Origin of the sequence: Flavihumibacter petaseus NBRC 106054, assembly GCF_000974785.1 — a bacterium.
GTDB lineage: Bacteria > Bacteroidota > Bacteroidia > Chitinophagales > Chitinophagaceae > Flavihumibacter > Flavihumibacter petaseus.
In genome coordinates, this window is the sequence record NZ_BBWV01000001.1 from 644,216 (window position 1) to 667,824 (window position 23,609).

The following is a 23,609-nucleotide window of genomic DNA, read 5'->3' on the forward strand; positions in this document are numbered from 1 at the left end:
GGCAGCCCATTTTATTCAAATACTTTGAGGCACCCCCGATTGATTCCTACGATGAAATAGCGGCGTTTCCCGCTACCCTGCACCATTGCTATCGCCCGCATATCACCACGCTCAAACAAACCGCTTTCCCGTTCTGACAAAGACTGAAAATTTCCCTTTCCATCACCCAACAACACCATTCCGTTCATTCCTGTAGTAAATCCATAACGCACTTCCCAGCTACGATCATTACCACCCACCATCAGGTCAATGAATCCGTCTTTGTTGATGTCGGTGGTCAATACCTTAAAAATGGGCGCTGATTGCGCAGCAACCGGCAACGGTGTCATCCTGAAATTGCCTTTACCATCATTGATAAAGATCAGGGACCGTAAATCAGTTATAGCAAGTTTTTCCACCGTTCCCCTATAGCCATCAAAAATATCATCCAGTGTTGCATCTGCATACCCGCTGTACCTTTCATAACGCTTCCGGATCAGGGGAACCTGGGCAATCAGCTGATCCCTTGGAACATCCGGGTAAAGCCTGTACCGGCCATCCTGGTCAGGCAGGTAAAATCCGATAACGGATTCGGTATTGCCATTGCCATCCAGATCTGCCTCATAAAGCGTAAGCGGTTTGTCGCTGCTCGCCCGGAAGTGACTGTTCAGCCCGAGGTTGCCGGCAATTATATCAATGTCGCCATCGTTGTCTATGTCTGCTATGCCGAGTGACTTCCACCATCCCGTAATGGCAGCCAGGCCGTTACCGGTTGGCAAGGTAAAATGTCCACGTTGGTTCAGATGCACCGTTACCTGACCAAATTCGGCGGCAGTAACCAGGTCGGCATCACCATCACCATCCAGATCTGCCCATCCCGCCGCATTAATAATGCCCATATGGGAAGGCAGTCCTGATGCAACAGCGCGACGAAAATATCCCGACTGGTTTTCGAGCAACATACTGCTGTCAGCCAACGGATATGCCCCTGGTGTACTTTTTCCACCAACAAACAGATCCAGATCGCCATCACCATCATAGTCTGCTGCTGCTACCGTTCCGCCATTGCTGGTTTCGGCCGGAATCCTGTTATTTGCCGGTTCCAGGTGCCCGCTGCCATCGTTCAGGAAAAAAGAATCCTGTAAGGCAACAGCACCCTTTCCGAACTCCGTACTCCCCCTGACGATGTACAGGTCCAGGTCATGGTCATTATCTGCATCAAACAACAGGGCAGCAAGGTCTTCATGGGATCCCGCTTCGCCAAGATCAGTCATCCGGAACTTTCCATCAGGCTGCTGGAAAAGAATATGTGCCGAGCTTACTGTGTTTCCACCAATAAAAACATCCTCGAGTGAATCACCATCAATATCTCCAACAGCATAGCAGGGACCATTCTGCGAGGTCTTGTAGGGGATTAGTGAATTGATATCAAAATCAGAAAAGTCTGCCTCCTGGTGTTGATAAATGACACCAGTGTTCGCTGTAATGTCGGTAAAGAGTGGCACCCGGATGACATCAGCTTCAATCGCAGGAAGCGTGGACTGGTCGTAACGGAAGGTATAGACCGAATCCGCGGCCAGCAAGCTGCGCAATTCTGTTCTTCCATCCGGCCACCGGATGCGGCAGGAATCAACCATCCGATGGTTACCAATGCCAATAACCAACTTTTCGTCCACACTGGATAGATATCCCCTCACTGGATACTGTTCCTGCCGTATTTTTTTATCTGCAATGAATACTGTCAGAACTGCCCCGATCCCCTGTTTGTTCAGGCTGTCTCCTTCGAGGTGAACGCTTAAAAAATGACTCTTTTCTTCGCCGGCAGCATTGTTATTAAGTGTGTTTCTGTATACTATGGCCGGGGCGTCGATGGCATTTACCACAAGATCGAGATCTCCATCATTATCCAGATCCGCATAAGCTGCACCGGTGGAAAAAGAAGTGCTGTCAAAGCCCCACCCGTTAGTTTTGTCTTCGAAGAACTCCCCGGCGTTGTTGCGGAAAATATTGTCTCTGATTTTAATTTCCGGTAATTGCTCCAGTTGGACTTTGTAAGTGCTTTTTCGAAAAGCCGCCGTTCCGAATTTGTTATTTGATTTAAAATCGTTTACAATAAAATCAAGATCAGTTATGTTGCGCCGGTAACCATTTGATATATACAGATCGCGAAATCCGTCGTTGTCAAAATCTGCCAGTAATGGCGCCCAGCTCCAGTCTGTTGCTGCAATGCCGGCCATTTCTGCACATTCACTGAAAAACAGTTCCCCATCCGGCCCAACGCCTTTGTTAAGTTGAAGAGAGTTTTTTACAAACTGGGCCTGGTAATTCAACTTCCGCTGACTGGAGAATAACGCATAGTTTGGTTTGCCCAGCATCATTTTCCTTCGCTGGTTTTCCAGGGGCAGCATATCCAGCTGCACAATGTCCGTCCATCCATCGTTGTTAACGTCAGCAATATCAACACCCATTCCATTCAGGCTGGTTTGCGTTATCCATTGGTTGTTCCGGTCAGAAAATGTTCCATTCCGGTTATTGATCAGCAGCAGATCGTTGCTGATATAATCGTTGGAAATATACAGATCCGGGTAGCCATCATGATTAAGGTCGCTTACCGCCACGCCCAGTCCAAATCCTTCTGCTCCAAGACCTGCTGCGATCGTTACATCTGTAAAACAGGGTTGTGTTTTATCGCCGTCACTCCTGTAGAGCCGGTCAGTGGTCTCGCTTTCACCTTTCAACAGCCTTGGGCGTACGAGATAGTTTGTCTTCGCCGAGGCCAGCCCATTGTTCAGCAAATACATATCGAGGTCGCCATCCAGGTCATAGTCGAAAAAGGCAGCCTGCATGCTGTAGGCGGTATTGTTTAATCCGTATGCCGCAGCCTGATCTTCAAATACCGGGATTCCGGAAGCATCGGGTCCTTTATTGATAAAAAGTATATTGGCCCCGATACAGGAAAGATAGATGTCCTTGCGGCCATCCTGGTTAATGTCGACTACAGAAACCCCGTTAACCCACTTTGTTGTCTCCACCTTTGCCGGTGAAGTGATGTCGGTAAACCGGAAACTACCCTGGTTCAGATACAATCTGCTGCTCACCATATTTCCGGCCATGAATACATCGGGAAGTCCGTCACCGTTAAAATCGCCAATGCCGACACCGGCGCCATGGTATATGTTGGGGAAGTTCAGCGCATTAAGGCTATCACCGGCAGTAATAAGATTATTGAAATGTAAACCCGAATATTCTTCGTCTACCCGTTCAAATAAAGCAGGTTTGCCACCTGTTGAACAGGTGGCAAACAGTAATCCCATCAACAGGGAAAAAGATAAAGATTTAATAGTTGGGATTTTGTACAAGATTAGGATTCAATTCAATTTCCGTTACAGGAATTGGAAAATAGAGATTTTTATTAACGTCGAAATTCTCCTTGCCCAATACCTGACGGATATAATAATCAGATTTTCCGATCCTCCGTATATCGAAAAATCTGTGGCCCTCGCCAAAAAACTCCACTCTTCTTTCCTGAATTACGGCATCCCTGAAAACATCTTTGGACAAGCCATGAACCGGGTCGAGTCCGGCCCTTTCCCTTACTTTGTTGATGTAAGGTTCTGCAGCTGCCGTCTGACCGGTTTCATTCAGGCATTCGGCATAGGTCAGCAAGATCTCCGCATACCTTATTACGGGCATATTCCGGTCGGCATCAATCATTCCCTGTGTGCTGATGATATCGTCCCCTACAATATACTTTGCAAGGTGTGTCTCCTTCTGGGGCGACCATGCCGGATCATATGGAATTCCACTGTAAACAGAACCGGCTTCAAAGATGTTGACTGCCCGGCGCAGGTCGCCTGCTTCATATATTTTAGTGTCGCCCGGCTCAGGAACAATGATACTCCAGCCCCCCGTGGGAACATAGGCATTGGGGCCGGTATAGTTACTGGTCCAGTTGCCTTCATTATTGCCCCATCCGCCGGTACCGGGAACAAACTGTACTTCAAAAATAGACTCAATTCCATTTTCAAATGCGGTCTGAAAGTTCCTGATGTATAGTTCATGAAGATCATACACGTTCAGGTCAATGACAGCTTTTGCCATATCCCGGGCTGCTTCAAATTTTCCCTGGTAGAGGTATGCCCTTGACAGCAATCCCATGGCAGCTCCTTTGGTAGCCCTGCCGAGGGAACTTGCAGGATAGTTCAAAGGAAGGGCCTGTGCATCGGTCAGGTCTTTTTCGATCTGCGCCCAAAGTTCCTCTTTCGGTGAACGGGAGATAACTGACAATTGCTCTGTCGTCATTTCTGTCGTGATAAGTGGCGCATCACCCCAGATATTGACTACATTGAAATAGCACAGGGCCCGGACAAATTTGGCTTCGTTTACCAGCCGTGTCTTTAGGGATTCATCCATATCGATGCCGGGGATCCTTGCAATGGCGGTATTGGCCCGCGCTATCCCCGCCCACCACGCTCTCCAGGACCCGAGCACCTGCTGGTCCTGTGAATTTACGGTGTAGGTATCAAGATCCACGAACCAACCCGGATCGTAACAAGCCATATCGTCAGCGGCTACATCGCCGAACATCATCACGCCTAACCGATAACCACGATCCACCTGAAGCGCATCATAAACTGCACTGACGCCCATGATAGCAGCCTGATCAGTTTCCCAGTAGGTAGCGGCTGAAACCTGGTTCAGCGGCGGCCGCTCAAGAAAATCACGGGAACATCCTGATGCAAGGAGCACAGCACCTGCCAATAATATTGAGGTTATATTTTTCATATACTTTTTCTGAAGGTGAATGATTTAGAAACTAACCTGGATGCCACCAACGATACTGCGGCTTTGCGGGTAAATCGTATTGTCAAGGCCGCTGCTGGCGTTGGATTGCTTCTGGGAACCGATATCAGGGTTGTATCCGGAATACTTCGTTATCGTGAACACATTCTGTGCGGACACATACACCCGGACCATCGACAGCGAAATCCGGTTGATCAGTGCAGATGGCAATTTATATCCCAGTTGCAGGCTCCGCAAACGGAAAAACGATCCGTCTTCCACATGACGGGTGGAGAAACGGTCATTCCCGTTCGGGTCATTATAGATGGCCCTGGCGTATTGACTGGAAGGATTTTGCGGCGTCCAGCGGTTTAACATGGTCTTGCTCTTATTTTCTACTCCGGATGTTGCTTCTGTAATGAATTTATTCACATTCACAATCTGGTTACCGGCTACGCCCTGGAAGGAAAAGTTCAGGTCGAACTGTTTGTAGGACAGGTCGCCTACGATACCATACATATAATCCGGAATCGGACTTCCGATAAAGGTCTTGTCCTTGTCATCTATCTTTTTATCGCCGTTAACATCCCGAAACCTGTAGTCTCCGGGAGCGGTATTGGCGGAAGCAACAGCTTCTGCCTTGTCCACCTCATCCTGGTTCTGAAAAATGCCATCCACAATAAATCCGTAAAATTCACCAACAGAATGTCCCTCCTCTGTCCGCGTCAGATTACCCTGCGAAGTATTCACGCCGGCTGGTCCGCCCATAGTAGGGGATTTCAGGTTTGTGACCTTATTGGAAAAAGTAGTCAGGTTAACACCCAGTGAATACCGGAAATCTCCTTTCAGTGATTGATTCTCATAATTCACTGCAAATTCAAAACCCTTGTTTTCAACGGTAGCACCATTAGTGGGCATGGTTATCGATCCACCCGCCCATGGACCATCCCAAATACCGAAATAACTGGGAACAGGGCGTTGCTCTATCATATCGGAATATTCTTTCCGGAAATAATCAACGGTCACGTTCACGCGGTTATCCAGCAACCCAAGATCAAAACCCAAATCGGTCTGGGTTACAGTTTCCCAGCGAAGTGCTGAATTGGCAATGCTGTTCTGAACCATTCCGTTTACCGGCACGCCACCAAAATTGTAGAGGTACCCGGTTCCCATGTTGGCATATTCGGCGCCTACACCAAGACTACCATCAATACCGGTTTGTCCCCAGCTTCCGCGGAGCATGAAGTTGCTTACGATCCTGACAGGCGCAAAGAAATTTTCATTCGACAGTCTCCAGCCTGCAGAAAATGAAGGAAAAACAGCATACTTGTTCGCAGCGCTGAATACAGATGCACCATCCCGGCGGATATTGGCAGTGACCAGGTATTTGTTGTCGTACGCGTAATTGATCCTTCCCAGAAAGCTCAGGTAACTGGTAACCGTTTTATTTCCTGAAGCCAGTCGTCCTATCGATGATCCTGCATCCACTGTAGTCAGCACATCATTAAGATGATTTTCCGAAAAAGCATATACGCTTTCATAAGTCGACTTCTGCGCGGTATAACCCACCAGCGCATCTACATTGTGCTTCTTTCCGAAAATATGCTTGTAGTTCAATGTATTTTCAGAAAGGATATTGCTGTTGGTTCCCTTGCTGGCATAAGCAGAACGCGACAGGTCAGCAACTGATTCCTCGGTCACCAGTTTTTGGAAACCATTTGAATTGGACAGTACATAATCAATGCCAAGGCTCGTTCTGAATACCAGGTCACGCATCAGCCGTATATCGAAATACAGGTTCCCCAAACCGCGAATCCTCTCGATCGGGTTGTACAATTCAGTGGCGATACGAAGCGGATTGGGAATTTGCCCAAGAAAGTTATTGCCCGCCGCTGGTGTACCCGCCCAGCTGCCATCCGGGTTGTAAACACCCAGTGTAGGAGAGCGACGCAGTGCTATCGCAACTACACCATCATATTTGTCGTTATTGTTCACCGAGGTCAGTGAATTGCTGCCTGTGCGGCTGAGGTTAAGGCTGGTTCCCATTTTCAGCCACGGCAGTATCTGATTGTCAAGGTTGGTCCGCAGGGAATAACGGTCAAATGCCGATCCTTTGATCACACCGTCCTGCTTCTGGTAACCACCGGAAATAAAATATTGATTTTTATCCCCACCGCCGGAAATAGACAACTGGTAGTTGCTCATGGGTGCCTTCTGAAAAATCTGATCCTGCCAGTCGGTCCCTTCGCCCAGTGATTCAGGGTTTGCAAATTCATCATAAACCGGTGAATTGCCATTGATGCGTGACTCATTGCTGAATGCAGCAAATTCCTTCGCATTCATCATGTCAATCTTGTGAGCAATGGACTGAACACCATAATACATTTCACCATTGATCCTTGCCTTCCCTGTCTTGCCTCTTTTAGTAGTGATCAGCACCACGCCATTGCCGGCACGGGCACCATAAATGGCACAGGCAGATGCATCTTTCAGTACGTTGAGTGATTCAATGTCTGACATATTCAGCGTCGCCAACGGGTTGGTCGCAGCATCACTGCTATTGTAAGTAATAATAACTCCATCAATTACATACAATGGCTCGCTATTGCCAAAGCCACCGATACCCCTTACCCGAACGGTCATACCACCACCGGGTTCGCCCGAGTTGGTCGTAACCAGAACACCCGGCAATTTTCCCTGCAACGCCTGATCTACGCTGGCTACCGCCATTTTGTTCAGGTCTTTTCCGTTTATGGTAGCCACTGAACCTGTTAAATCCTTTTTCCGCTGGGTACCATAACCCACCACCACCACCTCACCGATGGTTTTGAACTCAGCATCCATGGTAATATTGATCACTGACTCATTTCCGATCTGTACCTCGCGGGAATTATAACCGACAAGTGTAAATACCAAAGTCCCTTTACGGTCAGGAATGTCAAGTGAAAAACCGCCGTTCATATCGGTAGTGGTTCCAATTGAAGATCCTTTGTACACGACATTTACATTCGGCAATCCCTCTCCACCGGACGCAATCACCCTGCCGTTGATCCGGATCTCGTCGTTAATGCCGTGTACTGTTTTCTCCGCATCCGCCTGGCCGTTTTCGCTGATGATGGCGATTTCGGGAGACGGCTGGGCTAGTGGGGCAGTTTCTGCCCAGGCCACTTGTTTTTTCTCAGTCAGTATCAGGTAGATCCTGTCGCCTACTTTTTCAAAGGTTAGCTGCAATGGCTGCAATACATAATGCAGCTCATCTTCCAGCACGGTAAAGCGTTGCGAATAAAGACCCACCTTTTTGTCCTTTATGGTATTCCTGTCAAAGGAGAATGTGACCTTATATTTTTTCTCCAGGTCACCGAGCAACGCAGAAAGTGACTTCATTGATTTTTTCCCCTGCAATAATCCGCCGGGGGCTTTATGGGCAGACGCGAGCGACTGAGCCGCCCCCCGCAGCGGGACAAACAATATCCAGGCTGCAAGCAGGATAACCTGCAGGCAGTAGATCAATTTTTTCATGATGGCAGTTTGATTCGTTAAAAAAGCAGATGTTTTGGGGATGTTGATGAAAATAACGCCGGTTATTTTTTTGTACGGAAGATGATTTCCCTGTCGTTCAATTGGATTTCCAGATCATAGGTTTTGCTGAGTGCGGCCAGGAGCACCTGCAGGTTATTGGTCGGGTAAACACCGTTGAATTGTTGCCCGGAAAGCCTGAGATCTTTCATCACTACTTTCAAACCGTAGTTTTCTTCCAGTACCTCCGTGATCTCCTTAAAATCGGCATTGACAAATGACATCTTCCCTTCTTTCCAGGCGGAATAAATTTCTGTCTCCACCACCTTCCGGCTGAGTTTATGACTGGGACCGTCATATTCAACCAGGTCACCGGGCGCCATGATCACAGGTTTGTTTTCGCCGGTATTCACTTCTGTTAACCTGACCTTGCCCGTATGCAAAACCACAGTTGTCTTGTTTCGCCGTTGCTGCAGGTTAAACTCTGTTCCCAATACTTCCACATTGATATCCTGTGAATGCACTATAAACCTGGAATTGTCGACGGTATGCCTGACAGAGAAGAATCCCTCCCCTTCCAGCCAAACCTCTCGCTGTGAACCCTTGCCCCAATCTCGTTTCCAGTTCAACCGGCTATTGGCATTCAAAGTAACCTGGCTCCCGTCCGGCAACACAACTGATCTTGTTTCAGCAAAGTCTGTCCTGACCTCCACACGGGTTTTGGACAGCAGGAAGGGAACACTCAGCAATAACAACCCCGCAATGGCTGCTGCAGCAGCCCATTGCCGGATACGCAAACGCGACCAGGAAGGGATCACGGTACGCTGTTGATTAAGCGCTGACCTGAGCCGGTCACGTGCCTGCAGCGTGTGCGCATCACTGACAGGGTCACCTTTGCCTACCAGCTCTTCCAGCAATTGCCTTGCCCTGGCTACCACGTCTATGGCCGCAGGATGCTCCCTTATCCAGGTGTCCCAGTACTGAACATGATAAGCATCCGACTTCATAAACCAGGCAATAAAAGTTTCATCGGCAGCAAGATCTTCCGGCGTTAAATCCTTTTCATTCATCCAAAAATGACATTTGATAATATAGTGTCAGGAATCGGCCCGATATAATCATTCTGTTCAGATTATTTTCATTTATTTGTAACAACTCCATTTCAGCCATGTCAGACGAAAGTTTAACACTATGGCAGCGGTTAAGGGAAGGCGACGATTTTGCGTTGGAAGCCATTTTTTTATTGCACCATAAGGACCTGTTCCGTTACGGGTTTAAAATTGCCATGGATAAGGCCATGGTAGACGATTGCATCCAGGACCTGTTCCTGGAGCTTTGGAAAAACAGGTCACGGGTCAGTCCCACGCTGTCGGGTAAAGCGTACCTCATGAAGGCGCTGAAATACAAAATTTACAGGGCGCTGAGAAAAGAGGTACAAACGATGGGAATAAGCGGGAGTATTGAGATGCCAGCTGAATTCAGCTATGAGGCGGCGCTGGTTCAGCAGGAGGAACAATCGGAACTGAGGAATAAATTGCTCAGGGAAATGAACAAACTGAGCCCCCGACAGCAGGAGGCATTGTACCTGCGCTATTACTCACAATTAAGTTATGCGGAAATCAGTGAATTGATGGCGATCAGCCCGCAGGCAGCCACGAACCTCGTTTTCAAATCAATAAAAGCCTTGCGGGAAAATTTTCACTTCCTTTATTTGCTTGCGTAAGTTATATCTTTTCAAAAGTTACAAAATCCTGGCTGCCGTCTCCTCCACTGGTGTGTTCCAGACGTATACGATTTTCGTTTAATTCAAGTATCTGCCAGTCTTCATTCAGTTCTTCCAGCGGATCGGCACTTCCTAAAAACAACAGGAGTTTATCGCGGTCATCGTCATGCTGGAAGGTAAAACTGCCGTTGGTGGTATTACTGTTTCGGGTGGCCATGGCAGTTCCGTCATCATGAAACATAAAGGTGTAACCGCTAAAGTCTGTGGTCTCATCCACCCCGTCTTCTTCAAAATGTACAATTTTCCAATTGCCCGACGTCAGGATCGAGGTCTGCTCACTTACAGTTGAATCATCAGATTTATGGCAGGAACCCAGAATCAGCAATAGCCCGGCTATGATAAAAATGCCAGATAGTCGTTTCATGAACTGTTTTTTTTGAATAACGGTGGAAAACCCGCTCCGGTTGCGCATTTCCACCTGACACAGCAAAAATCTTACCTTTGTGGTTCATCCTGTTGCAAAACAGCAAATAAATCATCATGAAGAAGCCCACCGGGTTCGAAAAATTCGCCAACAAGAAGAAGGCTGGTACTGTAAAGGAGTCCCACCGCAAGGAGAAAAGGGAGTTTAAAAAAGAGATTTCCAGGGAGATGGCCGCCAAAAAATCGGCTTCCAGGGGAATATCAGCCCGGGATAGTCAGAAACCCAGTACGCCGGCAGGCAGGGCAAAACCCGCTACAACCGCTGAAAAAGAAACCGGACCCCGCAAAACAATCACCCGGAAAGGGGTAGCCGAAAGCAAACCAGCCCGTTCCGGTGCGCAGGATCAACCTGAAAAGGAAAATACAGCTGCAGCCGGATTAATGCCACTGAACAAATTCATTGCCCATGCCGGTGTCTGTGCAAGACGCGATGCAGCTGCAATGGTAAAGACCGGTGTGGTGGAAGTGAATGGCAAAACCATTACCGAACCAGGATTCAAAGTCACTACTAAAGACACGGTTAAGGTCAACGGTAAGAAAATTACCCCAACCCGCAACTTTGTTTATATCCTGCTCAATAAGCCAAAGGACTTTCTCACCACCACAGATGATCCGCACGGCCGGAAAACGGTTCTGGATCTGATTAAAACCGCTACCACTGAAAGGGTCTATCCGATCGGAAGGCTCGACCGGAATACCAGTGGTGTGCTGTTGCTGACCAACGATGGTGAAATGGCACAATCGCTTTCGCACCCTAAAAACCAGGTGCGGAAAATATACGAAGTGAGACTCGACAAGCCGCTTACCAAGGCAGATTTTGACGCCATTGCAAACGGCATTACGCTGGAAGACGGCGTGATCATACCCGACGCGCTGGGTTATGCCGATCCCCGCGATAAAACCATCATCGGCATAGAGATCCACAGCGGCCGTAACCGCATCGTACGCAGGATCTTTGAACACCTCAAATATGATGTAAAAAGCCTTGACCGGGTTATGTACGCCGGCCTTACCAAAAAGAATGTGAACCGGGGAAAATGGCGTTTCCTTACAGATAAGGAATTACGTCTCTTAAAACATTTTAACCACTAATCGCTGCCCGGTATGAAAGCACCAGAAGTTTTAAAAGAAACAGCGGATTACATTATCCTGAATAAACCGGCTGGCGTATTATCCATTCCGGACCGTGAGCAGTCTGCAGTATCACTGAAGGATATGCTGATCCGGCAGTTTGGCCAGATCTTTACAGTTCACCGACTCGATCGCGATACCAGCGGGGTGATCATTTTTGCGAAGAACGAAAATGCCCACCGCTATTTGTCACAGCAATTTGAAGCCCGTACAACAGAAAAATATTACCATGGCCTCGTTACCGGGAGGGTCTATAGTGAAGAAGGATTGATCGACGAAGCAATCGGAGAACATCCTTCCAAAAAAGGCGTAATGACCGTTGTCAGGAAAGGCAAACCTTCCCTTACTGCATACCGCCTTTTACAGGCATTTCCACAGTTTTCCTGGATGGAATTCCGGATCATGACCGGCCGCACACACCAGATCCGTGTGCATATGAAACACTTCGGTCATCCGATCGCCTGTGATCCGGTATATGGCGATGGCCAGCCGGTGTTCCTTTCCGCACTTAAAAAGAATTACAAGCTGGGCAAAAACGAGCTCGAGGAAAAACCGCTTCTGGCCCGGCTTGCTTTACATGCTTCAAAACTTGTATTCGAAGCTCCCGGCGGCGAAATTGTCTCCATTGAAGCACCACTGCCTAAAGACCTTAAAGCTGTCCTGCAACAACTGGGTAAACAGGAAATAGCACGCTGAACTGCCGGACGTCAAGGATTCGTATTCAGTTGTCAAACGCTTTTTCTGTCGCCCTGCTGAAATCGTTGTTTTGGGTATTCTTATCATTCAAAACAATGCAGTATGAACATCGCGACATTAAGAAAAGCAGGCTGGCTGGTAGCGCTGGTTACCCTGCTTGCCGGAATCTCCGGTTTTACCAGGCCCTTGGGCGGCATCCAGGTTACGGTTACACTGAAAGGGCAGCCAGCCGCCGAACGCCATTATGGACAAAAAGATCCGGTGAAAACAATTCACCTGAACAAGCTGGCACCTTCGGATGAACTGGTGATCAGGTCAAGCTATTGCGGAACGCTGGGCCGTAAAGCGGCAATCGCATTGGTAGATCAGTCAAACCGCAAATTGTACGAATGGGCATTTGATGAAGGGGCAGCAAAAGACGGCATGGCAATCACTGTTGAACAACTCCGAAAAATTGCCGGGGGGCAGGAATCAGTTCAGCTCGTATATATTCCTAAAGAGTTACCAAACAGTATTATCCTACTCACACTTGCCTGAAACCGGGATATCCTGGCCGAACTGCAACATGTACCCATTGTTGTCACAGATCGCAAATTCACGCATTCCCCATTCGAAAGATTCAATCGGGTACACCACCGTTGCCTTATCCTTAACTTCTTGCCATAAAGCTTCGACATCACTGACAAGAATATAGAAACTGCCGGTAAATACAGGCTTCTCAAATGGAAGATGATCATTGGGACGGGCCAGCATGATCTCAACGTCTCCGCGAAATAATGCGGCCCATCCCCAATCTTCATTCTTTTCCCCTAAACGGAAACCCAGCACAGTCTCATAGAACTGAATGGTTTCGTCCAGTTGCCTGGTGCGGATAAGGGGACGTAATGATTCGAATTTATTTTTCATCGGCATCAGGTAACAGAAGCATAGATCACAATCGCCGCAATTACAGCAGCTCCTGTCAAAGTCCAGAGGGGAAGTTTGGCAGTTGTCTTCAGATCCTGGTAAGACAACCTGATGCCTTCCGGCATCTGCTTTGGTTTGTAGGTAGCCTGGCAATGGTTGCATTGAGCGACTCCCGTTTTACCGATCGGGAAAAAGGGTATCCAGTATACATGCGCGTAGCGCTGAAAGACATGGATCTCAAAATTACGATGACTGTTACAGGACGGGCAGCTCCCCGGTACGGTATCAACGGCGGTTTCGGTGTTCCGCCAGCCATAGATGATCATGGTTGAAGTGTTGGTTTATGGTTGGGTATTACTTTCGCTTTTAAAGACCGTACCATCTTTCATCACGAACCGGACCCTGCTCATTGCCGCAATTTCTTTCAGGGGATCACCGTCCACAGCGATGATATCTGCCAGTTTTCCCGTCTCAATGGACCCGATGGTTGCGGAGGCACCAAGCAAATCTGCAGCCGCTACTGTTGCTGCCTGTAATGCTTCCATCATCGGCATGCCCGCTTCCGTCATATACTGGAATTCCAGCCAGTTTTTGCCATGCGCATATACTCCGGCGTCAGTGCCAAAGGCAATTTTTACACCGGCTTTGTAAGCCTTTGCAAACGTGGCCTGGATCTGCGGACCCGTTGCCAGTGCCTTGGGTGTAACGATATCAGTATAGTACCCGGGTATCTTTGCGCTGTCCGCGGTTGATTTTCCGGCAATAATCGTCGGCACATAATAAGTGCCGTATTGTTTCATCAGGGCAATTCCTTCATCATCCATAAATGTTCCATGTTCGATGGAATTCACGCCGCCCCTGATCGCCCGCTTGATGCCTTCAGCCCCGTGTGCATGCGCCGCTACCTTGAAACCATAGTCTTTTGCAGCAGACACAATTGCCCTGATCTCTTCTTCCGTGAACTGCGCATTCGCGCCATCCTTTGCCTGACTAAGTACACCTCCGGTAGCTGTAATTTTGATGAGATCCGAACCATCCTTGTAGCGTTGCCGTACCGCATGATAGGCATCCTGGGGGCCATTGATCACCCCTTCATAAGGGCCGGGATCTCCCATCAGGTCTTTCCGGTAATTATTCGTGGGATCCGCATGACCGCCAGTTGTGGCTATTGCCTTTCCGGCAGTGTAGATCCGCGGACCAATGATATCTCCTTTGGCGATAGCATTCCGCATCGCAATGTTTATCCCGCTGCCACCAAGATCACGAACCGTCGTAAAGCCGCTGTACAAGGTTGTCCGGGCATACTTGACTGCACCGAAAGCTACCTCAGGCGGGTTCAGCACAAAGCGGTCCGAAGCGCCTCCTTTTTTGGTTTCACTTTCCATGTGCACATGCATGTCGATAAGGCCGGGCATCACGGTCATCGATTTGAGATCGATCACCTTGTCGCCCGGCGATGCAGCAACATAACCTGTGCTGACGCCGGTTACCTTGTTCTTCTCAACGGTAATGGTCATTTGTGAAAGCACTTTTCCGGCTTTCACATCAATCAGATGACCGCAATAAATAAGGGTTTTTTGTGCCTGCAATATAGTAGTCGAAAAGATGAGTGCAAGGCAGGAGAAGAGCCAGTTCCTCATAAAAAGCAAAAGGTTAGTTTTCGAAAAATACTAACCTTTTGCGATAAATCCTATTGAATGGTTCCTTCAGCTTCAACCAGTGAGTCCACTCCCACGCGTACACGATATCCGGTCAGGGAAAGGAGCGAATCATAGGTGATCGGCTGATTGGTGGGACCCCAGATGATCGGGTTTACGGTAACCATACCCGTTGTGCCATCCACCAGGCCAAGGTTTGCGTACACAGAATCCCGTTGCAGCGTAGTGTCATACGCTACGATCGCCGCCGGATAACTTAACGCACTATCCCGAAACGCTGTATCCAGGCTAAGCTGCAACGAAGCATTTCCGTCTGCCAGCTCTGTGATCTTAACTGAACCGGCTGCCAGGTCAGATCCGCTGGTATCGTTCACCAGCGTGATTTCCGTGTTGCCGAGCTCCTCCGGTGCAGGCGCCGAATTGGAATCTTCCTTGCTGCATGCGATCATTCCTGCTGTTACGCCGACTAACATCAGGTAGGTCAGTGATTTTGCTTTCATACACGATACATTTTGGTTTGGCGTAACCAAAATGATACCGCGTGATGCCGTCAAAAGTTAAAATAGTCTGAAGGGGCAGCATTTCCCCGTTACAGATCAGTCAACATTCGGTTGTGGCGTATAACGCAGGTAAGGTTTTACTACCTTAACTCCTTTCGGAAATTTCTTGATCGCATCTTCTGTGCTTACTGCAGGTACAACAATCACATCTTCTCCTGCCTTCCAGTCAGCCGGCGTAGCAACACTGTAGTTGGCAGTAAGTTGCAAAGAGTCGATTACACGCAGTACTTCAAAGAAATTTCTACCGGTAGATGCGGGATAAGTGATCATCAGCTTCACTTTCTTATCGGGCCCGATCACGAACAAGGACCTCACGGTAAAATTCTCGGATGAATTCGGGTGGATCATGCCATACAGGTCGGCTACTTCACGCTTATCGTCTGCAATGATGGGAAAATCAACTGTGCATTGCTGTGTTTCATTGATGTCATTCCGCCATCCCAGGTGTTTGTCAAGCGGATCAACGCTCACCGCCAGTACTTTCACATTACGCTTCTCAAATTCCTGTTTCAGTTTGGCTGTTTTTCCGAGTTCTGTTGTACATACAGGTGTATAATCTGCAGGGTGGGAAAACAAGATCCCCCAGCTGTTTCCGAGATACTCATAAAAATCTATTTCACCTTCAGTTGTAACGGCTTTGAAATTGGGCGCCGCGTCGCCAAGACGTAAACTCATAGTATTGTTTTTATCGAATGGACGGCTAATATAAGAAATTCCTATAAAACTAATAGGGTTTAAGATTTTCTTCCCCCGGCTTTCTGAATAGCGGACTTCCCGAACTTGTTTTTGACATCGTCAATTGCCCTGTACAGGTCGGATTTCCGGTTTCTGTCCTCAAACAGGTGGGTCTGCAGGGCATCACCGGTCAGCTCACTGGCACGCACCCCCAGCAGCCGTACGGGCTCCCCTTTCCGGTAAAGCTGCCCGAATAAAAGCCTGGCCTGGGTCAGCAGTTCATCGTCATAAAAAGTGTAGGGGATACTGGCCTGCCGGCTGGTTGTTTCAAAATCCGGGTAGCGGATCTTGACGGTTACGCAACCGGCCATTTGATTGTCCTGCCGCAGTTCATACCCAATCCGCTCGGTCATCCGGGTCAGTTCTGCCATCAGGAATTCCAGGTCCCGCTGATCCTGTTCAAAAGTGTTTTCAGTGGAAACCGATTTTGCCTCCTGGTAGGGCGCTACCACACCATTGTGAATCCCGTTAGCTTTTTGCCAGAGTTCTGTACCCCATTTGCCGAGATACTTCCGTAATAATTCCGGATTGGCGGTACGCAGTTCATAGATTGTCTCAATACCAAGCTGCAGCAACTGTCGAAAGGTCTGTTCGCCGACGCCGGGTATCTTGCTGGCCTGCATGGGATCAAGGAACTGGTTTTCTTCGCCGGGCTGCACAAAAAGATAGCCATTGGGTTTGACAGCATCAGTAGCAATCTTGGCAATCATCTTATTGGTGCCCATACCGAACGATATCGGCAGCCCGGTCTTATTGATAATCTTCTGCCGAAGTGCAATTGTCCATTCGAAAGGCTGAAAGAACCTGTCCATTCCCGTGAGGTCAATGTAAAACTCATCGATGGAGGCTTTCTCAAAAACGGGCGCATCTGCGGCAATAATTTCTGTCACCAGCCTTGAATAGTGACTGTAGGCATTCCTCGTTCCCGGTATGATCGTCAGGCCGGGACAAAGCGATTTTGCCTTTTTCATCGGCATGGCGGAATGAATGCCGAATTTCCTGGCTTCATAGCTGCAGGCGGCCACAACAGACCGGTCACTGTCACCACCCACCACCAGTGGTATGCCTTGCAATGCAGGCTGGAGCAGGCACTCCACCGATACGAAAAATGCATCAAGATCAAAATGCGCTATAAGTCGCCTGGCCATACACCGAAGATACATTGCCGGCGGGCGAAATGCAGTATATTTAACCTTCCTCCCAACGCCATGGATCCACTGGAAGCCCTTTACAAACAATTAAATGCCATTCACCCCATTGACGCTGAAGCATGGACGGCATTCAGCGCAATCTGGTCACCTGTCCGGTACAAGCGAAAAGAAATACTGACAGCTGCCGGTGAAACTGAAAAGTACCTGTACTGGGTGATAGAAGGTGTTCAGAGAGGTTTTCACCTGCATGGCGACAAAGAAGCAACTGTTGTATTTACTTACCCGGCATCTTTCTCAGGAATCATCGACAGCTTTCTGCTGCAGCGGCCGAGCAAATACTACCTCGAGACGATAACGGCCAGCAGCTTTCTGCGGGCACCCTTTACTGAAGTGGAAGCCTTACGCAAAAAACATGCATCACTGGCTGAAGCCATGTATCGCACACTTTGCTATACAACGTCCGGCATCCTGGAACGGCAGATTGAGCTGATGGTATACACTGCTGAAGAAAAATTCAGGGTCTTACTGCGCCGCAGCCCGCATATCCTGCAGATCATTCCGCACAAATACCTCGCCTCCTACCTGGGGATCGATCCGACCACTTTCAGTAAATTGCTGGGCAGTATCAAGCTGCCCTGACCTCCATGAAAATCTTGGCGCAGACCAAGAATCACCCCGAATGTGACAAGTAGTTTTGTGTAAATTAAAAGAACATGAAAGCAAGTTTGTCCTCCGAATTCCTGAACGGCCTGAAAGGTGCTTCAATCTTCCTGCTCGAACAGATCAACCAGATTTCAACGCACACGCCGAAGGATCTTCTTGAAGTGAATGATGGTGCCGGCAGATGGAATACCCTCCAGGTGATCGAACACCTGAACACGTATTACCGGTACTACATCCCCCTGATGGAGGTCCGCATACTCGCTTCGAACCGTCCTGCAAGACAACATTTCCAGCCGGGATGGCTGGGTGGATGGTTCACGAGGACGATGGCACCTAAATGCGGAAAAGTGGCGAATAAGATGAAGGCTATGAAGAACCATTCTCCTTCGCCCGACCTGACGGCCGAAGTGGTACTTGGTGAGTTCCTGCGCTGGCAAAGAAAATTCATTCACCTGATCCAGCTATCTGAAAGTCACGATATATCCGCTATCCGTATCCCCATTTCCATCGCACCGTTTATCCGGTTACAACTGGGAGACACGCTGGCCTTTATTACAGCACACAACGAACGGCACTGGATCCAGATTGAAAACCTGCTCGGCCGCTATCACTCATCTTTCAGGCTTGATACCGGATTGGCAAGCGCTGCCCTGACAGATTGAAAACTTACTGTAGCAAGGGTAATGAGCAATGCCAGTATACCTGCGATGATAAACACTTCCGCTCCTATTGTTACGCGGTAATCATATCCCGATAACCAGTGCTGCAGGAAATACCAGGCAACCGGTGTGCTGATCAAAATACTGATGAAAACCAGTATGGCAAAATCTTTGGAAAGCAGCATCCACACCTGTCCCACTGAGGCACCCAATACTTTCCTGATCCCGATCTCCTTGTTGCGTTGCTCGGCCATATAGGCTGCGAGCCCGAACAGTCCCAGGCAAGAGATACAAATTGCCAGCAAGGCGAAAATGCCCGACAACTTGCCGATCATCTGTTCAAGATTAAACTTTTGAGCATAGTCATGATCAGCGAAACTATAATCATACGAGAAAGAGGGATTGTAGCGGTTAAAGATCGCCGTTAGCTTGCTGATCGCCGTTGCAGCTGGCACCTTGTCTGCCAGCCGGTAAATCAGGCAACCCTGTGTACCTGGTTCAGTAAGGAACATCATCGGTTCGGCAGCTGCAAAAGGCGAGGCGATCAGTGCATCCTCGATCACACCGCTGATTTCATATCTCTTTTCATTCCAGGTGATCAATTTGCCGATCGGATCCTTGATACGCATCTGGGTCATGGCCGCTTGGTTGAAGATCACCTTGGTCGTATCATCCAGGGAAGTAAAATCATGGCCCTCCCTGAATTTGATACCCATGGTTCTGAAATAATCCTGACCAATCACAACAGTAGCCATCTCAATATTTTCATTGGGGTACATACCCGGCCAGTTGTCGACTCCCGAATGCCAGTAAATCTCTGTTGCAGGGCTCGATGCCGTGGTAATATCTGTGATGATCTTACTTTGCAGCAATTCATTCCGGAGTGCCGTATAGTTTTTGGGAATATCGCCATTGCTCCAGGTGACCATCAGGCGATTGGTATCAAAACCAGTGGGCCGGTTTTTCGCAAACTGGACCTGGTTGTAGATCACGATAGTGCTCACAATGAGAGCAATGGAACAGGTGAACTGGGTTACCACCAGGATCTTTCTCGAAAGGGATGAAGATGTACCGTGTTGCACTTTTCCTTTCAGCACCTGTACCGGCCGGAATGCACTCAGGTAAAGCGCGGGTTTCGCGCCGGCAGCGAGGGCTGTGATCAGTACCAACCCCAACAGGGCGATCCAGTACAGCGGTTCGCGATAGGGAACTGCAACTGATTTTCCCGCTAGCTGGTTAAAGAGTGGTAACGCCAGTTCCAGCAGGACGCACGCGAGCAGAAATGCAATAAAGGTCATTAAAAACGACTCCAGCATAAACTGAATGACCAGTTCACCGCGCAAAGAGCCGATCGCTTTACGGACGCCAACCTCACGGGCACGTTTCTCAGAACGTGCCGTGCTGAGATTTACAAAGTTGATGCAACCAATCAGCAACACGGCAACGCCGATGATACAAAAGATCCTGATGTATTCAATGAAACCGCCGCTGTCTTTTCCGTTAACATACTTGCTGTACAGGTGCCACCGTTCCATCGGTTGCAGCACTACTTCGGAATGCTGCGCATTATAGCCCTGTTCAGACCTTGTTATTAGCCGAACTTTCTCCGCAACCAATGCAGGATTGCTGCCGGGTTTCAACTGTACGAACTGTTGCCAGCTGTTGTTCCCGAACGACTGCCGCGCCCCTTTCATATAGTCATAGGTCTGTTCCATATAGGCAAGCGGAATGATGAAAGAAAACTGGAACGTAGAATTTGCAGGAACATCTTTCAGCACACCGGTCACTTTAAGATCGTGACGGTTTTCATATCGAATGGTCTTATTGATCGGATCCTCGCTGCCAAAAAACGCTTTGGCCATGGATTCTGAGATAACGATGGAATAGGCATCTTTCAAAGACACCCCGGGTGAGCCCTTGACCATCGGGTACCGGAATGCTTCCAGGAATTCCCCGTCGGCCACAGCACCCCTGAAGTTTAACTTCCTGTCCCCCACCATCAGACCATGCGTGCCCATCCAGTCGGAAACAATCACCCGCTCAATTTCCGGCACCTGTTTCAATGCGTCCGCAAGCTTCAGCGAAGTAGTGGTAAAATTCAGGATCTCACCATTGCTGTCGAAATTCCGGCGCACCTGGTAGATCTGATCGTAGCCTGGTAGAAATTTATCAAAGGAATATTCGTGGTAAACCCAAAGCCCGATGGTCAGGGCTACAGTCATGCCAAGGCTCAGGCCAAGAATATTGATCGCGCTGAATACCCGGTTCCTCTTCAGGTTACGCCAGGCGGTAAGAAAGAAGTTTTGAAACATGGTGAAGGTTTCGGTTCAATCTTATGTGCCAAATCTCTTACCGATATTGTAAATGCCTTGAAGTCAATCAACTAGCTGCTTACGAAGGTGTCCGGATGTACCCTTTTGATACAGAAACCGTCCGATAGCGGACGGCCGGGAGATCAGCGGTAGAGGTCCAATAATCCTTCGGGGAGATTCAGGTAAAGCTTTCGTTGCCGTTGATCTGCTTTCAGCAGAGTTTCCGCATGGATGGGAATCAATGCTTCTTTGCCGTTCAGGTCGATCCTGCAAAGGACCTGGTGCGGTTGCTCGATCACTTCGAGGATCTCGCCCAGGTTTTCTTCTGTTCCCTTTTTATCTTTATTGATGATGGAAAAACCCAGGAAAGAAAGTGTGGCTTCTTTGGATACGTACTGGTTAAAGTCCTTTTCTTCGAGCCAGACAGCCTTCTGGTTCAGCTTCAATGCCGTTTCACGGGTATCCACCCCTTCTATCCGGAGAAAGATCTCCGATTCGTTTTTTACCCGCGTTGCGGTCAGGAAATAAGGGAGAAACTCGCCTTTCTTCATTTCGATAAAGATCGTTTCAAGTCCCTTCAGGGCAGTCTTCTTTCCGAGTGCATGTTTCAGTACCACTTCTCCCTGCGTACCGAAAGTCCCGGCAATTTTTCCGATGGATAAATAATTCACGGCTGTAAATAAAAATCCCGGTACGTGGCGTACCGGGATGAATTGAAGCGAATTTTTTTTATTCCGCTACGCCACCTTCCTGACGGGGTTGCGGCCTTCTGTTTCCACCAGCGGGGAAACGGCGCACCTGGCGTTGTTTGCGGTGTTCGTCACTGCGTTTCTTCAACTGAGCTTCGTGTTCCTTATGCCAAACTTCGAATTTGGTCATAGCGGTAACATCATCGAACAAGCCCAGTTTCACGCCACGCAGCAGGTGTTTCAAATACAATACGCCCTTGAAAGACAGGATACGACGCACGGTATCAGTGGGTTCAGCACCTTTGTGCAGCCAATCAAGCGCACGCTGGCGGTCCAATTGAATAGTAGCGGGAACTGTCAGAGGGTTGTAAGTACCGATCTTCTGGATGAATTTACCATCCCGGGGTGCACGGGCATCAGCCACTACGATGAAGTAGAAGGGCCTTTTCTTGCTGCCGTGACGCTGCAATCTCATTTTAACTGGCATCGTAAATAAAAATTTAAATGCGTGAATAAATAGGGTTTCCGTTGATAAGGACTGCAAAAGTAGCAATCCGTTCAGTTATTGCAAACTAAAAAATTATTAAAGCATTTCAAAGCCTAGCGCCTGCCAAATCCACCCATTCCAGGCATTTTTCCGCCCATAGGCATTTTGTTCATCATTTTCATCATGTCCTTCATCTGTTCGAACTGCTTCATAAAGGCATTCACTTCGTTCAGGTCTTTACCACTGCCGCTGGCGATCCGCTTACGGCGGCTGCCATCGATCACATCAGGGTTTGCCCGCTCGAAAGGTGTCATGGAATTGATCATGGCTTCAATGCCTTTGAAGGCGTCGTCGCTGATATCAATATCCTTGATGGCCTTCCCCACACCCGGGATCATCGCCAGCAGGTCTTTTATATTTCCCATTTTCTTGATCTGTTCGAGCTGCTGCTTGAAATCGCTGAAGTCAAACTGGTTCTTGCGGATCTTTTTTTCCAGTTTTTTGGCTTCTGCTTCGTCGAATTGCGCCTGGGCACGTTCAACGAGCGTAGTGATATCACCCATTCCCAGGATTCGTTGCGCCATCCTTTCCGGGTAAAACACATCAAGCGTATCCAGCTTTTCGCCGCTGCTGACGAATTTGATCGGCTTTTTAACTACATATTTAATGGACAGGGCAGCACCACCACGGGTGTCGCCATCGAGTTTGGTGAGTACGACACCGGAAAAATCCAGCCTTTCATTAAAGGCCCGGGCGGTATTCACCGCATCCTGGCCCGTCATGGAATCTACTACGAACAGAATTTCCTGCGGGTTTACCGCGGCTTTCACGTTCGCCACCTCGTTCATCATCGCCTCGTCAATGGCCAGACGGCCTGCCGTATCGATGATCACCACATTCTTATTCAGGGAACGCGCCTGGGCTACCGCCTTCCGCGCAATATCAACAGCATCCTTGTTCTCCGGTTCGCTGAATACATCAACTCCGATCTGTCCTCCCAGCACCTTCAGCTGGTCGATCGCTGCCGGACGGTAAATATCCGCCGCAACAAGCAATGGACTCAGCCCCTTCTTGTTCTTCAGAAAATTGGCCAGTTTACCGCTGAATGTCGTCTTACCCGAGCCCTGCAATCCTGCGATCAGGATCACAGCCGGATTGCCCTTGGCGTTGAAAACAGCTTCTTCGCCTCCCATCAGCGTCACCAGCTCGTCTTTGACGATCTTGACCATCAGCTGGCCGGGGCTCACCGCAGTTAAAACCTTCTCCCCCATTGCCTTATCCTTCACGGTGTCCGTGAATTCCTTGGCAATTTTATAGTTGACGTCGGCATCCACTAGGGCCCTGCGGATCTCCTTTACTGTTGCTGCTATATTGAGTTCTGTAATTCTTCCCTCGCCTTTGATCTGCTTAAAGGCCGATTCCAGTTTCTCACTTAATGATTCGAACATAGATTCCGGTTTGCGAATAAAAAAGCCATCC

The 23,609-nt window shown here is 48.7% G+C and carries 21 protein-coding genes; 6 read left to right on the plus strand and 15 right to left on the minus strand.

Annotated features, from left to right (window positions below; translation table 11 throughout):
• Window positions 1–11: 11 nt before the first annotated feature.
• From FPE01S_RS02715 to FPE01S_RS02730, 4 genes are all read right to left on the minus strand, one after another.
• A complete protein-coding gene (locus FPE01S_RS02715) occupies window positions 12–3,293 on the minus strand; it encodes a VCBS repeat-containing protein (protein WP_046367370.1) in 3,282 nt (1,093 codons plus the stop codon).
• Between the two features lie 22 nt (window positions 3,294–3,315).
• Window positions 3,316–4,764: a RagB/SusD family nutrient uptake outer membrane protein gene (locus tag FPE01S_RS02720; protein WP_046367371.1), complete on the minus strand. Its 1,449-nt coding sequence runs from the start codon at window positions 4,762–4,764 to the stop codon at window positions 3,316–3,318.
• A 24-nt stretch (window positions 4,765–4,788) separates the two neighbouring features.
• Window positions 4,789–8,280: a SusC/RagA family TonB-linked outer membrane protein gene (locus FPE01S_RS02725; RefSeq protein WP_052955462.1), complete on the minus strand. Its 3,492-nt coding sequence runs from the start codon at window positions 8,278–8,280 to the stop codon at window positions 4,789–4,791.
• Between the two features lie 62 nt (window positions 8,281–8,342).
• Window positions 8,343–9,347 carry a FecR family protein gene (locus FPE01S_RS02730; RefSeq protein ID WP_046367372.1) on the minus strand — a complete coding sequence of 335 codons (1,005 nt, stop codon included), beginning with the start codon at window positions 9,345–9,347 and terminating at the stop codon, window positions 8,343–8,345.
• 98 nt (window positions 9,348–9,445) lie between these two features.
• Here FPE01S_RS02730 and FPE01S_RS02735 point away from each other — a divergent pair, with 98 nt between their 5' ends.
• A complete protein-coding gene (locus FPE01S_RS02735) occupies window positions 9,446–10,000 on the plus strand; it encodes an RNA polymerase sigma factor (RefSeq protein ID WP_046367373.1) in 555 nt (184 codons plus the stop codon).
• Window position 10,001: 1 nt separating this feature from the next.
• On the opposite strand, the gene FPE01S_RS02740 is transcribed toward FPE01S_RS02735, so the two are convergent.
• Window positions 10,002–10,424, minus strand: coding sequence for a lipocalin family protein (locus FPE01S_RS02740; protein WP_169749123.1), 423 nt, complete (start codon window positions 10,422–10,424; stop codon window positions 10,002–10,004).
• Between the two features lie 116 nt (window positions 10,425–10,540).
• On the opposite strand from FPE01S_RS02740, the gene FPE01S_RS02750 reads away from it, so the two are divergent.
• The 3 genes from FPE01S_RS02750 to FPE01S_RS02760 all read left to right on the plus strand — a co-directional run bounded on the left by FPE01S_RS02750 (window position 10,541) and on the right by FPE01S_RS02760 (window position 12,847).
• Window positions 10,541–11,575, plus strand: a complete 1,035-nt coding sequence (locus tag FPE01S_RS02750; protein ID WP_072053942.1) for a pseudouridine synthase — start codon at window positions 10,541–10,543, stop codon at window positions 11,573–11,575.
• A gap of 12 nt (window positions 11,576–11,587) precedes the next feature.
• Window positions 11,588–12,310 carry an RluA family pseudouridine synthase gene (locus tag FPE01S_RS02755; protein ID WP_046367376.1) on the plus strand — a complete coding sequence of 241 codons (723 nt, stop codon included), beginning with the start codon at window positions 11,588–11,590 and terminating at the stop codon, window positions 12,308–12,310.
• 102 nt (window positions 12,311–12,412) lie between these two features.
• Window positions 12,413–12,847 (plus strand): hypothetical protein, encoded by a 435-nt coding sequence (locus tag FPE01S_RS02760; protein WP_046367377.1) that lies wholly within the window; start codon window positions 12,413–12,415, stop codon window positions 12,845–12,847.
• Here FPE01S_RS02760 and FPE01S_RS02765 read toward each other — a convergent pair.
• The 6 genes from FPE01S_RS02765 to dinB form a co-directional block, all read right to left on the minus strand.
• Window positions 12,830–13,216 carry a bleomycin resistance protein gene (locus FPE01S_RS02765; RefSeq protein WP_046368584.1) on the minus strand — a complete coding sequence of 129 codons (387 nt, stop codon included), beginning with the start codon at window positions 13,214–13,216 and terminating at the stop codon, window positions 12,830–12,832. The two genes, FPE01S_RS02760 and FPE01S_RS02765, sit on opposite strands and share 18 nt — an antisense overlap.
• Before the next feature lie 5 nt (window positions 13,217–13,221).
• Window positions 13,222–13,542, minus strand: a complete 321-nt coding sequence (locus FPE01S_RS25795) for a zinc-ribbon domain-containing protein (protein ID WP_072053943.1) — start codon at window positions 13,540–13,542, stop codon at window positions 13,222–13,224.
• Window positions 13,543–13,557: 15 nt separating this feature from the next.
• Window positions 13,558–14,856, minus strand: coding sequence for a metal-dependent hydrolase family protein (locus FPE01S_RS02775; RefSeq protein ID WP_046367379.1), 1,299 nt, complete (start codon window positions 14,854–14,856; stop codon window positions 13,558–13,560).
• A 50-nt stretch (window positions 14,857–14,906) separates the two neighbouring features.
• The gene (locus FPE01S_RS02780) at window positions 14,907–15,374 is read right to left on the minus strand and encodes a hypothetical protein (RefSeq protein WP_046367380.1); all 468 of its coding nucleotides are present in this window, start codon (window positions 15,372–15,374) and stop codon (window positions 14,907–14,909) included.
• Window positions 15,375–15,470: 96 nt separating this feature from the next.
• A complete protein-coding gene (locus tag FPE01S_RS02785; RefSeq protein ID WP_046367381.1) occupies window positions 15,471–16,109 on the minus strand; it encodes a peroxiredoxin in 639 nt (212 codons plus the stop codon).
• 59 nt (window positions 16,110–16,168) lie between these two features.
• Entirely contained in the window at window positions 16,169–17,317 is a 1,149-nt protein-coding gene (dinB, locus tag FPE01S_RS02790) for a DNA polymerase IV (RefSeq protein WP_245623928.1), read from the minus strand.
• Window positions 17,318–17,377: 60 nt separating this feature from the next.
• Between dinB and FPE01S_RS02795 the strand changes: the two genes are divergently transcribed.
• Window positions 17,378–17,959, plus strand: a complete 582-nt coding sequence (locus tag FPE01S_RS02795; RefSeq protein WP_046367383.1) for a Crp/Fnr family transcriptional regulator — start codon at window positions 17,378–17,380, stop codon at window positions 17,957–17,959.
• Between the two features lie 74 nt (window positions 17,960–18,033).
• Window positions 18,034–18,645, plus strand: coding sequence for a DinB family protein (locus FPE01S_RS02800; RefSeq protein ID WP_052955463.1), 612 nt, complete (start codon window positions 18,034–18,036; stop codon window positions 18,643–18,645).
• Here the strand turns inward: FPE01S_RS02800 and FPE01S_RS02805 are convergent.
• From FPE01S_RS02805 to ffh, 4 genes are all read right to left on the minus strand, one after another.
• The gene (locus FPE01S_RS02805) at window positions 18,591–20,954 is read right to left on the minus strand and encodes an ABC transporter permease (protein ID WP_046367384.1); all 2,364 of its coding nucleotides are present in this window, start codon (window positions 20,952–20,954) and stop codon (window positions 18,591–18,593) included. The genes FPE01S_RS02800 and FPE01S_RS02805 overlap by 55 nt on opposite strands.
• A gap of 143 nt (window positions 20,955–21,097) precedes the next feature.
• Complete coding sequence (locus FPE01S_RS02810; RefSeq protein WP_169749124.1) at window positions 21,098–21,625, minus strand: ribosome maturation factor RimM; 528 nt, start codon at window positions 21,623–21,625, stop codon at window positions 21,098–21,100.
• Between the two features lie 58 nt (window positions 21,626–21,683).
• Entirely contained in the window at window positions 21,684–22,130 is a 447-nt protein-coding gene (gene rpsP / locus FPE01S_RS26310) for a 30S ribosomal protein S16 (RefSeq protein ID WP_046367386.1), read from the minus strand.
• Window positions 22,131–22,243: 113 nt separating this feature from the next.
• On the minus strand, window positions 22,244–23,578 hold the full coding sequence (gene ffh, locus FPE01S_RS02820; protein WP_046367387.1) for a signal recognition particle protein: 1,335 nt from the start codon (window positions 23,576–23,578) through the stop codon (window positions 22,244–22,246).
• Between the last annotated feature and the right edge of the window lie 31 nt (window positions 23,579–23,609).

Excerpts from the sequence above, each read along its gene's own strand:
- FPE01S_RS25795 (WP_072053943.1), bottom strand. The coding sequence starts at position 13,542 with ATGATCATCTATGGCTGGCGGAACACCGAAACCGCCGTTGATACCGTA.
- FPE01S_RS02785 (WP_046367381.1), bottom strand. The coding sequence starts at position 16,109 with ATGAGTTTACGTCTTGGCGACGCGGCGCCCAATTTCAAAGCCGTTACA.
- rpsP (WP_046367386.1), bottom strand. The coding sequence starts at position 22,130 with ATGCCAGTTAAAATGAGATTGCAGCGTCACGGCAGCAAGAAAAGGCCC.
- FPE01S_RS02740 (WP_169749123.1), bottom strand. The coding sequence starts at position 10,424 with ATGAAACGACTATCTGGCATTTTTATCATAGCCGGGCTATTGCTGATT.
- FPE01S_RS02760 (WP_046367377.1), top strand. The coding sequence starts at position 12,413 with ATGAACATCGCGACATTAAGAAAAGCAGGCTGGCTGGTAGCGCTGGTT.
- FPE01S_RS02720 (WP_046367371.1), bottom strand. The coding sequence starts at position 4,764 with ATGAAAAATATAACCTCAATATTATTGGCAGGTGCTGTGCTCCTTGCA.
- FPE01S_RS02805 (WP_046367384.1), bottom strand. The coding sequence starts at position 20,954 with ATGTTTCAAAACTTCTTTCTTACCGCCTGGCGTAACCTGAAGAGGAAC.
- FPE01S_RS02765 (WP_046368584.1), bottom strand. The coding sequence starts at position 13,216 with ATGAAAAATAAATTCGAATCATTACGTCCCCTTATCCGCACCAGGCAA.
- FPE01S_RS02750 (WP_072053942.1), top strand. The coding sequence starts at position 10,541 with ATGAAGAAGCCCACCGGGTTCGAAAAATTCGCCAACAAGAAGAAGGCT.
- FPE01S_RS02755 (WP_046367376.1), top strand. The coding sequence starts at position 11,588 with ATGAAAGCACCAGAAGTTTTAAAAGAAACAGCGGATTACATTATCCTG.
- FPE01S_RS02800 (WP_052955463.1), top strand. The coding sequence starts at position 18,034 with ATGAAAGCAAGTTTGTCCTCCGAATTCCTGAACGGCCTGAAAGGTGCT.
- FPE01S_RS02735 (WP_046367373.1), top strand. The coding sequence starts at position 9,446 with ATGTCAGACGAAAGTTTAACACTATGGCAGCGGTTAAGGGAAGGCGAC.
- ffh (WP_046367387.1), bottom strand. The coding sequence starts at position 23,578 with ATGTTCGAATCATTAAGTGAGAAACTGGAATCGGCCTTTAAGCAGATC.
- FPE01S_RS02775 (WP_046367379.1), bottom strand. The coding sequence starts at position 14,856 with ATGAGGAACTGGCTCTTCTCCTGCCTTGCACTCATCTTTTCGACTACT.
- FPE01S_RS02795 (WP_046367383.1), top strand. The coding sequence starts at position 17,378 with ATGGATCCACTGGAAGCCCTTTACAAACAATTAAATGCCATTCACCCC.
- FPE01S_RS02725 (WP_052955462.1), bottom strand. The coding sequence starts at position 8,280 with ATGAAAAAATTGATCTACTGCCTGCAGGTTATCCTGCTTGCAGCCTGG.
- FPE01S_RS02730 (WP_046367372.1), bottom strand. The coding sequence starts at position 9,347 with ATGAATGAAAAGGATTTAACGCCGGAAGATCTTGCTGCCGATGAAACT.
- FPE01S_RS02715 (WP_046367370.1), bottom strand. The coding sequence starts at position 3,293 with ATGGGATTACTGTTTGCCACCTGTTCAACAGGTGGCAAACCTGCTTTA.
- FPE01S_RS02780 (WP_046367380.1), bottom strand. The coding sequence starts at position 15,374 with ATGAAAGCAAAATCACTGACCTACCTGATGTTAGTCGGCGTAACAGCA.
- dinB (WP_245623928.1), bottom strand. The coding sequence starts at position 17,317 with ATGGCCAGGCGACTTATAGCGCATTTTGATCTTGATGCATTTTTCGTA.